Source organism: Pseudohalioglobus lutimaris (genome assembly GCF_002866825.1).
GTDB lineage: Bacteria > Pseudomonadota > Gammaproteobacteria > Pseudomonadales > Halieaceae > Halioglobus > Halioglobus lutimaris.
Genome location: NZ_PKUS01000002.1, coordinates 294,068 through 307,172, shown reverse-complemented (window position 1 = coordinate 307,172; position 13,105 = coordinate 294,068). Strand labels below are relative to the sequence as shown.

Sequence of the window (13,105 nt, the reverse complement as noted above, 5' to 3'; positions counted from 1 at the left end):
GTGGAAAAACTGATTTACCCCCTGTGGAAGTCTGATGCACTGGACGCGGACGCCTTCCGGGACAATCTGCTGGCAGCCGGAGACGACATGATTGGGTTGCCTGGTGTGCGCGGTCTTCGGCTGGCGGTGGCGGACAGTGCGGTTGCCGCCGGACAGGGGCGGCGCATGGCGGCGACCCGACCATTACCGGACGCGATGGTTTCTGTCTGGCTGGACGCCGCTGCGCAGCAGCGTGCAGCGCTGGAAGCGTTGCTGGATACCCTGGCGACTCGCCACAGCTGCTACCTGGTCACCGAGTCCGAACCCATTGTGAATACGCAGCACCCACCGGCGGTGGGGGAACGGGGGTACGGCATGTGTCATGTCGTATTTCTGCAGCGTCCACAGCGCCTGTCCGAGCAGGAGTGGCTGGCTAACTGGCAGGGGTTGCACACCTCGGTGGCCATAGACACCCAGTCTACCTTCGGCTATCGACAGAATGTCATCGTGCGCGGTTTGAGCTATGCGGCAGCGCCACTGGATGCGATGATCGAGGAGCACTTCCCGCCGCAAGCCATGGCCTCGGATTATGCGTTCTATAACGTCAAGGAGGGCGACGATGAGGGTTTGCGTGCGCACGCCAATGCGATGATTGAGAGCTGCTCGCGGTTTATCGACTTCGACCGTATCGACGTCATCCCCATGAGTGAATACCTGCTCAAATCGATAGGGTGATCAAGCCGATTGCAGTGCGCGTATGCGCTCCTCCAACGGTGGGTGCGAGCGCAGTAGGCCCGCTACGCCCTGCTTGAGCTGCTCGCTGATGCCAAAGGCTGTGAGCTCACCAGGCAAGTCCTGCGGCAGATTCTGTTCCGCGCGCAAACGCTGCAGCGCCGCAATCATGTGTGCGTTGGTGGTGAGGGCAGCGCCAGCGGCATCCGCCCTGTACTCCCGCCAGCGTGAGAACCAGAAGACGATCATGCTGGCCAGGAAAGCCAGCACCAGTTCAGCGACGATGGTCACGGCGTAGTAGCCCAGGCCATAGCCGCGCTCGGTCTTGAAGACCAACCGGTCCACGGTGTGACCGATTATCCTCGCGAAGAACATCACAAACGTATTGATCACACCCTGTATCAGGGTAAGGGTAATCATGTCGCCGTTGGCCACGTGGCCAATCTCGTGGGCCATCACCGCGCGCACTTCCTCGGGGCGGAAGCGCTGCAGCAGGCCTGCGCTGACGGCCACCAGGGCATCGTTACGATTCCAGCCTGTGGCAAAGGCATTGGCGGCCTCAGAGGGAAAAATGCCCACCTCTGGCATGCCTATCCCGGCTTCTTCGGCTAACTCGCGCACCGTATCGACCAGCCATTGCTCATCGCGATTGGCTGGCGTTGTAATAATGTGAGTGCCGGTGCCGCGTTTTGCCATCCATTTAGACAGCAGCAGGGATATAAGGGAACCGCCAAAGCCGAACAGGGCGCAGAATATCAGCAGGCTCTTCAGGTTGAGGTCCACGCCGTTGGCGGCGAGAATGCCCTCCAGTCCCAGCAGGTTGAAAACAATGCTGACCAGAACCAGCACCGCCATATTGGTGGCAAGAAACAGCAGAATGCGCATGGGCTCAGTTTGTCTCCGGTTGTAGGGTAGGCGCTGGTTCGACTTCGACGATGGCTTCAGGTTCCCCGGCCTCAATATCATCCTCCGCAGAGGGCAGGGGTACGGCACTGACTTCTACGATGGGCTCACCGCGCTCCGACAGTTCGGCGCTGACTACAGCGCCGCGTAGTTCCACGTCCTTGCTGGACAGCTCGAACAGCGTATTGACGGCTTCGTCCTCGTGTTTGGTGCGCAAGACCTTTTTGGGCTCACTGCCGCTGACCCAGGCTTTGCTCTTGCCCCAGTAGTGGCCGAGCTGATTGCGGATTACATAAACGTCAGTCATGGCGAACAGGTTTCCTGAAATAAACGCGGGCAGTGTAAGCCCTTGCCCCTGTCCTGCCAAGAAGCGCTGCTGCCTAACCCAGCAACAGGTCCTTGGCCTGGTTGATTTTGGCAGCAAGGTAATCGTTGCCCCCCCTGTCAGGATGCATTTTTTGCATTAGCTTGCGGTGAGCCGCAACGATATCTTCTTCGCTGGCATCCTCGTTCACGCCCAGGATTGCCAGTGCCTCCTTGCGAGTCATGCCATTGTCATTGTTTGGTGGTGACTGATTTGCACCGAAGTCTGTCTCGCCCGGAAAGCGCTGCTGCAGATAGCTGTCCAGAAGGCGCTCTGAATCAGCATCTTCGCGCTGGCAGTAGGCAAAAAGTTCCTCCAGCTGTGATCGATCCATATCCTGCAGGCGCCACCCTTCGAAACGCCCGGCTAACACCTCTCCTGACAGGTCGCCGCTTTCGTGATCCAGTTGCATGCGCAGAATAGTGGTGGCCACGGTGGAAGACTGACCGGCGCTGGCTCCCTGGGACTGGCCCAGTTTGCTCGCGAGCAGGGGGAAAAACCGAATCAGGGTTGGGCCTAGTGCGCGCAGCGCGACCAATGCGCCGGTCAGGGCCACGCCTATCCAGTGCATCTTACCCGCCAGCGCAAGCAGGATAACGCTGACCACGGCGATACCCAGGGCCAGTTTGATGAATTCGCCGCGTCGCTTGTGAGGCGGCGCCGCCTGGGCCCGCTTAAAGAGGATGTAAAGAACGAAGGCGATCGCCGCCAGCAGTATCAGTCTCGGCACGTTGGCCCTCAGTCTTTGAGTTGTTCAAGCAGCAGTTTAGCACCACGGGTACGCTGTCGTTCAAGTGCAGCCAGGCCGCCGGATGCATAGGAGGCGACAGCGCCCAAAAGGGCTGCGAGGGTATCGGCGCTGCTGTGATCGAAGCTGGCCCAGGCGCCCTTGCTCAGCTTCGCCATCTTGCGAAAGCAGCGCTCGGCATCGGCAAGCTGCCCCTCCTGGAAAATAAACAGCGGCAGTCGGTGGATTCCGCATTCGCCTGCAAGCTGGCAAAGTGTGTCTGCCTTTTCCTCCATGGCATCACCAATGAAAACCGCAGCCTGCACTGGCTTCTTGCCGTGCTCGGTCAATGCGTGACGCAGGATGCGCTGAATCTGGGTTTGCCCCCCCTCGCAGTAGACACGGCCCATGTCCCTGGCCAGTTGCTGTGAGTCGCTGGTCCAGGGCCCCGCGTGGAAGCCGTTGAAACCGCGGAAGTAGCAAAGCTGCACGCACAGGCTGGTTCCCTTGTTGGCGGCCAGGAACATTTCCCGTTGCAGGTGGCAGGCACGGTCCCAGGTGGGTTGGCGACTGGCGGTGGCGTCCATACAAAACAGCAGTCGGGGTTGCTGGTCCCTGACGGTGCTGATGGCAGTTTTCCTGGTCAGGAAACTGTCGACTTCCGATTTGGTTGATTGGCGGGCGGGTAGTTTGCTCATGTCCGGGCATCGCGCCCCGGGGGCGCATTAATCAGTTTTTGTGGATAGGATTCTGTAGTTTACCTGTGCGCGTCAATTCCGCCAGGTAGTGGCGACGGCTGGCCAGTTCTTCGATGGCCTGCTGTAATTGATATCGGTCCACGCCCTCTCTATCTTCATCGTTAACCAGTTGCCACAGCTTGCGGCTGCAGAGCTCACTGGGGTTGAATTCTGTTACTTGCATTGTTTACTCACTCTTCGTTGTTATATGCCGCCAGACGGCACAGCTCGGTGACATCACTAATTCATCTGGATGAGAGCCTAATCCGTATTTATGACACAGATATGAAATTGGTGTGCTGGCGGGTGTGTCGCGGGAGCTTGAATTTTCCACCCGGACACGTGTCTACTGTATCGACTGTATTTTGGATTGCAAGTTCACTGAAAAGGCTTTTTAACTATGTCCCTGTTCGATATTCGGCGCAAACGCAGCATGCCAGACGCGCAAACGGCTCTTCCCGGCCGCAATCAAGCGATCCCCGTGCCGGCTGCTCACTTTGTTAACGGCAACCCCATGGAGGGTCCATTCCCCGGGCAAATGCAATTTGCCATGTTTGGTATGGGCTGTTTCTGGGGTGTGGAGCGTGTGTTCTGGAAGCTGGCGGGCGTGTACAGCACGGCTGCAGGCTATGCTGGCGGACTCACCCCAAATCCCACCTACCAGGAGGTGTGCACGGGAAAGACGGGCCACAATGAGGTGGTGCGTGTAGTGTTTGATCCCGCCGTGGTGACCTACCCGGAACTGTTGAAAGTTTTCTGGGAGGGCCACAATCCCACTCAGGGCATGCGCCAGGGTAATGATTTGGGCACGCAATACAGGTCCGGCATTTATGTTTACGATGAGGTGCAGCAGGGGCTGGCGGATGAATCAAAGCTGGCGTTTCAGCAGGCCCTGACCGGAGCCGGGCTGGGTGAGATCACCACAGAGATAGTGCCTGCGGAAACATTTTACTTTGCTGAGGAGTATCACCAGCAGTACCTTGCCAAGAATCCGGGAGGTTACTGTGGTCTTGGCGGAACGGGTGTGAGCTGCCCGGTCGGGCTGGTGACCAGTTGACGACAACGGCGCAAGCGGCGTCTAGATTTCCCCGTCGTTAAAGCCATCGTCGTAGTCCTCTGGCTCTGCCTGCTCCAATTGTTCCATGAGGTTAATGGCGATAGTGACGAAATCAGAGTCGGTAATAATGCCCACCAGCTTGCCCTCCCGCATCACCGGCATGCAGCCCAGGCGATTGCTTTGCAAATGCATGGCGGTGGCGCGCAGGTCGGCGGTCTCCTCAACGGTCTGTACAGGCGTGGTCATAATGGCGGACAGGGCCACGTAACGCTCTTCTTCTTCATGCGCCTTTTGGTCTGGTAACACGCTGGAGTCGGCCGCGGCAAGCACATCGCGCTGTGACACCACTCCCACCAGAGTACCTGTTTTATCGACTACGGGAATGTGTCGAATATGCTGCTCCGACATCATCATCCGCGCCTGTGTCAGGCTGTCGTCAGGCCCGAGGGTGTGTGGCTGTGCTGTCATGATTTCTGCAACGCTCAGCATGCTGAAGTCCTCTTGTATGTGTTTGTCCAAATGCAGGACCACAATAACCTCCAGCGCATTTATTGCCTTGATCACCGTCAAATTACTTCTTGAGGCTATGCTCCGTTAAGCGTATAAAATTGGTTCGGCTAAAAAAGCCGGGATGCTTTGTCGTCTATAAAATAACCATAATATTTGAGGTGTTTATGTACGCGAAAACGTTGTTTCGCAAGTGTGTTCTTGCGGTTTGCATTCCCGCATCTTCATTTCCGGTATTCAGTGCTACTGCAATCGGCCAGGACCTTGTGCTGGAAGAGATTATTGTTACCGCGCGCAAACGCGCAGAGAGCCTGCAGGAAACACCTGTCGCGGTTACCGCTCTGAGCTCCGAAGCCCTGCGTGAACAAGGCGTCAGAAATCTCTCGGACATAAACACGGTTGTACCGAATATTGAAGTTGCGGCCGGCAACGGGAATGCCGGTCTGGCTAACATCTACATTCGCGGTGTGGGGCAGCGCAACTCGGGAGCGAATATCGACTCAGGTGTTGGAATCTACATGGACGATGTCTATGTAGGGCGACCCGATGGGGCGCTGCTGGACATCAATGACGTGCAATCCGTGCAGGTTTTACGGGGTCCCCAGGGTACGTTGTTTGGCAAGAATACGACTGGTGGCGCACTGGTCTTCACCAGCAACCGACCGCAGGATGAGTTTGAGGGTATGGTGGGCCTGCGTGCAGGTAATTACGATCGCCTCGATGGCGACCTGATGCTCAACGTGCCGCTGACCGACTCGTTGTTTACCCGACTATCGGCGACCCACCGCTCCCGGGATGGTTATGTTGAAAACCTTTTCGATGGTGAGGACTATATAGACGAAGATCGCCAGAGTCTGATGTGGCAGACGCGCTGGCTGGCCACCGAGGACCTCACTCTGGACCTTAATGTAATCTGGGCCCAGACCGACCAGACTGCTCGTCCCCAGAAGTGTTTAAAGGTTCCCGGTTACGTCGGTTGGCAGGAGGCCTTGTTCGACACCCTGGCGGTGATTCCCTCCACCGGCCGCAGCTACGCTGACTTTTGCCTGGACGGTGCGAATGCCGGCGGCGGCGATCCACGCAAGGTTATCTCCGACCTGGGTTCTACTTATGAGGCGGAAAACCAGGGCGTCTCGCTCACCGCTGAATGGGCCGTGAACGATGACCTGACCCTCAAGAGCACTACCGGTTGGCGCTACACCGAAGCCGAGCAGAATGACGATATCGATAACACCGGACTGCCTTTCCTGCATCGTACGAATTCGGTGCACCCTTTCAGTACGCCAGCAAAAACAGACCAGTACAGCCAGGAACTGAAACTTATTGGCAGCGCCTTTGATGACCGCATGCAGTACGTGACTGGCGCTTACTGGTTTCGTGAGGAGTCCGACAATCGTCGAACAGTTAATTTGCTTGGCCCCTATGACCCTGCCGTTAGTGGGCTGATCTTTCTCAACACCACGGCGAACCTGAAAGAGGCGGAAAACGAGGCCTGGGCAATTTTCAGCCAGGTGGAATGGGAGTTCAACGAACACTGGCGAGTTACGGCAGGTCTGCGCTACACAGATGAAGAGCGGGACTTCACGCGTCAGGTGTTCGCGCCTGACCCTGCCACCCTCGACGCCAACGGCGGGCCGGTCATTCCTGTTGGGGGCGGCCTGTACGTGGTCAGTCGCCCGGGTTTCCTGTACAACCCGAGCTTTGACTTCATCACAGGCGATGCACCCTCTGGCAACGTCTCCAACAGCGATGTCACGCCTATGGGCAGTATCCAGTATTTGTTTGGAGAGGGCGGTGTTGTCGATAACGGTTCGCTTTACCTGACCTACAGTGAAGGCTTCCTGTCCGGAGGGCTGTCTGAAGCACCGGGTGGCGATATTGAAGAGTTTGACGCGGAGGAGGTAGAAAATATTGAGTTCGGTTTCAAACTGGACATGCTGGACCGGCGCCTGAGGGTGAACGGCGCTCTGTTTCACATGGACTACACCAACCGCCAGCTCACCACGCTGGTCGTAAACCCGGCAACCGGCTCACCTGCTCCCGCCACCATTAATGCCAAGTCCTCTACCATTCAGGGCGTGGAACTGGAAACGACCTGGCTGGCCAGTGAGAACTGGTTGATCACGTTTAATGCTGCGGTCAACGACGGTGACATTGAAGAGTTTGATGATGTGCAACTGACGGTGGGTACCACGCCGGAAACCCCCGCCGGTTGTACGCGCACCAATCTCTCGATAATCAATGTGGACGAGTGTCCCAATGACCGCTCCGATGAGAACCTGCCCCGCCTGCCGGAAGAAAGCTATATGCTGGCCGTGCAATACAGCTGGCAGTCGCCCTGGGGGCTGGTGGAGCCGCGCGTGCAGGCCAGCTGGAAGTTCGACATCGATTACTGCTTTGACTCAGCCAGTTGCCGCAGCGGCCTGTGGCTTGAAGACAAACAGTTTGATCTGGGCACCCGTATTACCTGGTTCTCCCCGGATGGCGACTGGACGGCAGCGTTGTGGGGAACAAACCTGACCGATGAAGATCACATCATCGGCGGTGGCGCTCTGGTGGAATCGCAGGGCAATGGCGGTACGGTAGCCAACCCGCCGCGTATGTACGGCGCTGAAGTACAGTACCGTTTCTAGAACAGGCGGCCGATCAGGCTGCTGACCGCATTTTCCACTCGCAGTATGCGCGGGCCGAGGCTGACCGCCTCGCAGCCCGCTGTCTGTAACTTTTCCACTTCGTAGGGAATGAAGCCTCCCTCTGGACCTATCACTAGTAGCGTTGCACCCTGCGCGCCGCGAGGGCAGGGAGGGTATTGTCCCGGGTGAGCAAGTAATGCCTGCTTTCCCTCTGCAAGTAGCGGCAGATCGTCTTCCACGAAAGGCTTGAATCGCCGCTGGCAGCGGACGGCGGGGAGGCGGGTGTCACGTGACTGCGCCAGTCCCTGCAGCAAATACTCGCGAATGACATCCTCCTGCAGCGCAGGCGATTGCCAGTAGCTTTTTTCCACCCGGTAACTGTTTATCAGGTGTAGTTCGGCTGCGCCCAGTTCGGCCACCGTGCGCAGTATACGCCGGAGCATCTTCGGCCGGGGCAGCGCCAGCACCAGTGTCAGCGGCAGCTTTACCGGGGGAGGGGTGTGTAAGTGCGGGCGCAGTAGCGCATGGCCCTCATCCATGCTCACGATTTCGGCTTCGCCCATGTCACCGCCGATCTCACCTACTCGGAGGCTGTCGCCCTGGCCCTTGCCAATGATCTCGCGCAGGTGAACAAGGCGCCCATCTTCGATGCGTACCAGGCCCTCTGCATTACGCTCATGAGCAGCAAACAGCAGCAGGTTCACAGGTTACTCAGCCTGCCCACAGGTCGTATTCGTCTGCGCCGGTCACCTCGGCTTCCACCATGTCGCCAGGGTTAAGCCCGCTGGCGCCGTCCAGGTAAACCTTGCCGTCGATCTCTGGAGCATCTGCGCTGGAGCGTCCCACCGCACCCTGCTCATCGACTTCGTCGATGAGTATTTCAATGGTCGAGCCGATCTTGTCCTGTAGCTTGCTCGCGCTGATTTCCTGCTGCAGCGCCATAAAACGCTCCCAGCGCTCCTGCTTGACGTCATCCGGTACATGATCAGGGAGGTCGTTGGCTTTTGCCCCGGCCACCGGCGAGTACTGGAAACAGCCCACACGGTCCAGCTGGGCCTGTTCCAGGAAGTCCAGCAGGGTGTCGAAGTCTGCGTCAGTCTCGCCGGGAAAGCCGACGATAAAGGTGCTGCGCAGGGTGATGTCGGGACAGCCCTGGCGCCAGGCGTGAATGCGTTCCAGGGATTTCTCAGCCGCCGCCGGTCTTTTCATGCGCCTGAGTACCTCCGGGCTGCCGTGTTGCAGGGGGACATCCAGATACGGAAGAATCTTGCCGTCGGCCATTAGCGGGATGACCTTGTCCACATGCGGGTAGGGGTACACGTAGTGCAGGCGCACCCAGATGCCGAATTCCCCCAATGCCTCGCAGAGTTCCTGCATGCGGGTTTTCATGGGGCGTCCATTCCAGAAGCCAGTGCGAAATTTGGTATCGACACCATAGGCGCTGGTGTCCTGCGAGATAACCAGCAATTCGCGCACGCCGGCGCGAACCAGTCTTTCGGCCTCTTCCATTACATCGCCGATGGGCCGGCTGACCAGGTCGCCGCGCATATCGGGGATGATGCAGAAACTGCAGCGATGGTTACAACCTTCAGAAATTTTCAGGTAGGCATAGTGACGAGGTGTCAGTTTTACGCCCTGGGGGGGTACCAGGTCAGTATAGGGGTCGTGTATCAATGTCGGTGGCACAAACTCATGCACGGCACCGACAACTTCCTCGTAAGCGGCGGGCCCGGTGACACTCAACACCTTGGGGTGTAATCGTTGAATCGCTTGCGCGTCATCGCCCTTACCCATGCAGCCGGTCACGATCACTTTGCCGTTTTCGCTTATGGCTTCACCGATGGCGTCCAGGGACTCCTGTTTGGCGCTGTCGATAAAGCCGCAGGTGTTGACCACTACTACCTCTGCGCCCTCATAGCTGGGAACGATGTCGTACCCGTCCATTTTCAGCTGGGTGAGAATGCGCTCAGAGTCCACCAGTGCTTTTGGGCAACCGAGGCTAATAAATCCGACTTTTTGCCTGTCAGGGGAGTCAGTCATGTGCGGGGCTTTATGCTTGTGAGAAAGAATATTGTACCGTGATTGGCCACCGAGGGCGTCATCGAATTCAGGCCATATTTGGGCTGATGGGGGACTTTATTTTCCACGAGCTGTGCATTCGCGAAACAGTTACAGCGTGATACTCCTATGTGGCGAAAATCGATCCATTCCTCATTTCGCTCTGCATCGCAATGAAACATGATATGTGGCCCTGCACTATTGCAATAATGCTCGCTTATGCAACGGTTTAGCGCCTACGGACAATCTTAGACTTACGGATAGAGAAATCCTGTTGCGATCTAAAATCATTTGGCACTCCATTACTCAAATCGGAGGACCTATGATTATTGGATATGCACGAGTTTCAAAAGTAGAGGACCAGGACACTACCGCACAGTGTGTGAAGTACCCTAGATCTTCGCTACCACCTTCATAGGCACGAACAATCTCATCGGATCATCGGTGAAGGGCTTGAAGAGGTCGAAGCGCTGATAGAATGCCAGTGCGTCTTCGTCCAGCACATCGAGGATTAATCCCATTGCCGGCAATCCACGCTCTGTCAGGGTGACACTTCGGCGGAGTGCGGACACCAGCGTTTTCTCCCCAAGACGTTGTCCTTGGAATCGCTGATCGACCGCCAGCCTGGCCAGCAATACCACGGGAACCGGGTAACCAGGCAAACGGTCATCTGTGGGAATTTCATCCCTGGTCACAGTGCAGGAAGCCAGGGTGTAGTAAGCGGCGACCGGCGTTTTCTGTCCCGCGACCGGTTCCTCACCGGGTAGCACCCAGGTCATGCTGAGCTTTAAGCCCATATTCTTGGCGGCGAAGCGGGCCAGATAGGTGTTCATATCGGGCTTGCCGCAATCAAAGGCTTTTACATTGAAGTAGGACGGATTGAGGGCACCAAACTCCTGCTGAATTGCCAATCAGAAGCCCTCTTCATCGAGCCTCTTGGCGGCTTCGAGAATACGGGGGCTGGGTTCAGAAGTTTCATCCATGCAGGCGGCCATGAAGCTATCGAACTGCTGGTTGGTTAGGTCAATTGTGGTTTGCTGCTTGAGGATCTCAGGTGCGTTTTCGCGGATGAGGTGAGTCACGAAATCCGTGAGAGAGGCATAGCCGGCCGCCGCGGATGCCCGTTCAGCCAATTGCTTGGTGTCTGAATCCACTCGCATATCGAGGCGCTCAGTGCGTGCTGCTGTAGCCATGTCTTACTCCTAATGATCATCTGCAATACAGACGGGGATATCGTACGGCAATCTGCCGTACATTGAAAGCGTAGTGAGTGATTTCGATACACATTGCTGACTTAGTGCATGTTTGCCCATACTGCGTCTAAGAAATTCAAGATTATAGGGTATATCCTGAATATTGAATAATTCAATAAGCTATTGAATTAAAAGTAAATAATTCAAATTCATGTAAAATTTAAAGTCCGCTTTTCCTGGCGAGCATTTCCGTTGATTTTCTCCATGTAGCAGCTCAAAAAAAAGACCTGAAAGCATGATATGCGTACAGTGGAACAGCAGATTAAGCGAATAATAGATTGACGCAATAAGCGAATAATAGTACAACGCAATAGGCGAAATATGGTAAGAGACAAACGAGAGGTTTGGCTATGGCTACCCCATCTGAAAAGTTGGCAGAGTCCCTGGAGAGCTTGAAAGACCTCCAGGACCGCGGGGTTGTTGCCATCCGCTCCAGAGACTTGACCCGCACTCACCGAGAACGGCTCCTTAAGAATGGCTTTTTACAGGAAGTTATTAAGGGGTGGTACATTTCGTCCCGGCCGGACGAGCAGGCCGGGGAGAGCACCTCCTGGTATGCTGCCTTCTGGGCATTCTCAGCCTCGTACCTTAGCATTCGGTTTGGTCAGGACTGGTGCTTATCTCCCGAGCAGTCCGTTGCGCTCCATGCTGGAAATTGGACCGTCCCCAGACAGCTCCTGGTCCGCGCCAAAAGGCCCCGGAACAATGTCACCAGGTTGCCGCATAACACTTCTCTTCTCGATATACGGGCCGAATTGCCTGATGAAGAAGATACGGTGATCAGGGAGGGAATGCGTCTGTTCTCGTTACCAGCGGCATTGATTGCCTGCACTCCGAGTACTTACAGACAACACCCTACTGACATCCGTACGGCTCTCTCATTGGTAAGCGATGCATCCGATCTCCTTACTCGTCTACTGGAGGGAGGGCATAGCACCATCGCCGGACGACTGGCGGGTGCTTTTCGCAATATAGGTCGGAACGATATCGCAGATAATATTAGCGGCTCGATGGAAGCAGCTGGATACACCATCCGGGAAACTGATCCATTCGAAGCCACGAGTCCAATAGTATTCTCTGGGCGAGAAAGCTCCCCCTATGTCAGTCGCCTTCGAATTCTCTGGACGGAAATGCGCGAGCAGGTCCTCAAAGACTTCCCTCCTTCACCCGGTCTGCCAGAAGACAAAACTGCTTACCTCAAACAAGTTGATGACCTCTATACTTCGGATGCTTATCACTCACTATCTATTGAAGGCTATCGTGTAAACACAGAACTCATCGAGCGTGTCAAAGCGGGAGCCTGGAACCCGGACAGCGATGAGGGTGACCAGGAACACCGCGATGCCATGGCCGCGAGAGGCTACTGGCAGGCTTTTCAGGCTGTAAAACAGAGTATTGAGAGGATTCTGGAAGGGGCAAATCCCGGCGCGACTATACGACAGGATCATTCAATCTGGTATCGAGAGCTGTGGGCGCCGAGTGTAACCGCTGGCATTCTTCAACCCGCAGATCTCGCTGGCTATAGAAATGGTCCTGTCTATATCAGGCGTTCGATGCACGCACCGCCAAACCGAGAAGCCGTCCGTGATCTTATGCCCGCCTTTTTTGATCTGCTTGAGGAGGAAACTGAATCAGCTGTGCGCGTGGTACTCGGACACTTTATCTTCGTGTATATCCACCCTTATATGGATGGCAACGGCAGGATTGGTAGATTCCTGATGAATACCATGATGGCGGCCGGCGGTTATCCCTGGACCATCATTCCCATTGAAAAGAGGAGTGAGTATATGGCCTCGCTGGAGTCTGCCAGTGTCGATCAGGACATCCAACCCTTCAGCCGATTTCTTGCGCAACTTGTAGAACGATAGGCGTGTAAAGCTGGCAAGCGAAACCCCATGACTAAAATTGGCTGGGGAAATTCACGAGTATAGGGTTAATCATGAATTATGAGAGCAGCAGGCGTGAAAATGTAAGGTAGATCGTACGCCTTACACCTTACGAATCAGAATGATCGTGTTACTTCATGCCAGGCCGAATGGCCGTAGGGTGAACAACCCTATATTTCTTTCGTGCTGGGTTTTGGTGAGAGACAATGGTTTGGCCTTGACAACCTGGGCCACCCCAAGCCACACAGCCACACGTTTGCTGTCTGGTT

At 56.0% G+C, this 13,105-nt stretch carries 14 protein-coding genes; 4 read left to right on the top strand and 10 right to left on the bottom strand.

What is annotated here, in order from left to right:
- Entirely contained in the window at positions 1 to 714 is a 714-nt protein-coding gene (locus C0039_RS03630; RefSeq protein ID WP_076000477.1) for a hypothetical protein, read from the top strand.
- Here C0039_RS03630 and htpX read toward each other — a convergent pair whose 3' ends face one another.
- From htpX to C0039_RS03605, 5 genes are all read right to left on the bottom strand, one after another.
- Entirely contained in the window at positions 715 to 1,596 is an 882-nt protein-coding gene (gene htpX / locus C0039_RS03625) for a protease HtpX (RefSeq protein ID WP_076000478.1), read from the bottom strand.
- 4 nt (positions 1,597 to 1,600) lie between these two features.
- Positions 1,601 to 1,921 carry a hypothetical protein gene (locus C0039_RS03620; RefSeq protein WP_076000479.1) on the bottom strand — a complete coding sequence of 107 codons (321 nt, stop codon included), beginning with the start codon at positions 1,919 to 1,921 and terminating at the stop codon, positions 1,601 to 1,603.
- A gap of 73 nt (positions 1,922 to 1,994) precedes the next feature.
- Positions 1,995 to 2,708, bottom strand: coding sequence for a DnaJ domain-containing protein (locus C0039_RS03615; protein WP_076000480.1), 714 nt, complete (start codon positions 2,706 to 2,708; stop codon positions 1,995 to 1,997).
- An 8-nt stretch (positions 2,709 to 2,716) separates the two neighbouring features.
- Entirely contained in the window at positions 2,717 to 3,403 is a 687-nt protein-coding gene (locus C0039_RS03610) for a hypothetical protein (RefSeq protein WP_076000481.1), read from the bottom strand.
- 31 nt (positions 3,404 to 3,434) lie between these two features.
- A complete protein-coding gene (locus tag C0039_RS03605) occupies positions 3,435 to 3,626 on the bottom strand; it encodes a hypothetical protein (RefSeq protein ID WP_076000482.1) in 192 nt (63 codons plus the stop codon).
- 216 nt (positions 3,627 to 3,842) lie between these two features.
- On the opposite strand from C0039_RS03605, the gene msrA reads away from it, so the two are divergent.
- Positions 3,843 to 4,499 carry a peptide-methionine (S)-S-oxide reductase MsrA gene (gene msrA, locus C0039_RS03600; protein WP_076000483.1) on the top strand — a complete coding sequence of 219 codons (657 nt, stop codon included), beginning with the start codon at positions 3,843 to 3,845 and terminating at the stop codon, positions 4,497 to 4,499.
- Positions 4,500 to 4,520: 21 nt separating this feature from the next.
- On the opposite strand, the gene C0039_RS03595 is transcribed toward msrA, so the two are convergent.
- Positions 4,521 to 5,063 carry a CBS domain-containing protein gene (locus tag C0039_RS03595; RefSeq protein WP_243391545.1) on the bottom strand — a complete coding sequence of 181 codons (543 nt, stop codon included), beginning with the start codon at positions 5,061 to 5,063 and terminating at the stop codon, positions 4,521 to 4,523.
- A 110-nt stretch (positions 5,064 to 5,173) separates the two neighbouring features.
- On the opposite strand from C0039_RS03595, the gene C0039_RS03590 reads away from it, so the two are divergent.
- Entirely contained in the window at positions 5,174 to 7,639 is a 2,466-nt protein-coding gene (locus tag C0039_RS03590) for a TonB-dependent receptor (RefSeq protein ID WP_101517267.1), read from the top strand.
- Here C0039_RS03590 and C0039_RS03585 read toward each other — a convergent pair.
- The 4 genes from C0039_RS03585 to C0039_RS03570 form a co-directional block, all read right to left on the bottom strand.
- Positions 7,636 to 8,343, bottom strand: a complete 708-nt coding sequence (locus C0039_RS03585) for a 16S rRNA (uracil(1498)-N(3))-methyltransferase (protein ID WP_076000485.1) — start codon at positions 8,341 to 8,343, stop codon at positions 7,636 to 7,638. The two genes, C0039_RS03590 and C0039_RS03585, sit on opposite strands and share 4 nt — an antisense overlap.
- Positions 8,344 to 8,350: 7 nt before the next feature.
- Positions 8,351 to 9,679, bottom strand: a complete 1,329-nt coding sequence (gene rimO, locus C0039_RS03580; RefSeq protein ID WP_101517266.1) for a 30S ribosomal protein S12 methylthiotransferase RimO — start codon at positions 9,677 to 9,679, stop codon at positions 8,351 to 8,353.
- Positions 9,680 to 10,089: 410 nt separating this feature from the next.
- Complete coding sequence (locus C0039_RS03575) at positions 10,090 to 10,608, bottom strand: GNAT family protein (protein WP_101517265.1); 519 nt, start codon at positions 10,606 to 10,608, stop codon at positions 10,090 to 10,092.
- Positions 10,609 to 10,890 (bottom strand): type II toxin-antitoxin system TacA family antitoxin, encoded by a 282-nt coding sequence (locus tag C0039_RS03570; protein ID WP_101517264.1) that lies wholly within the window; start codon positions 10,888 to 10,890, stop codon positions 10,609 to 10,611.
- Between the two features lie 815 nt (positions 10,891 to 11,705).
- On the opposite strand from C0039_RS03570, the gene C0039_RS03565 reads away from it, so the two are divergent.
- On the top strand, positions 11,706 to 12,818 hold the full coding sequence (locus tag C0039_RS03565) for a Fic family protein (RefSeq protein ID WP_232334742.1): 1,113 nt from the start codon (positions 11,706 to 11,708) through the stop codon (positions 12,816 to 12,818).
- Positions 12,819 to 13,105 lie beyond the last annotated feature (287 nt).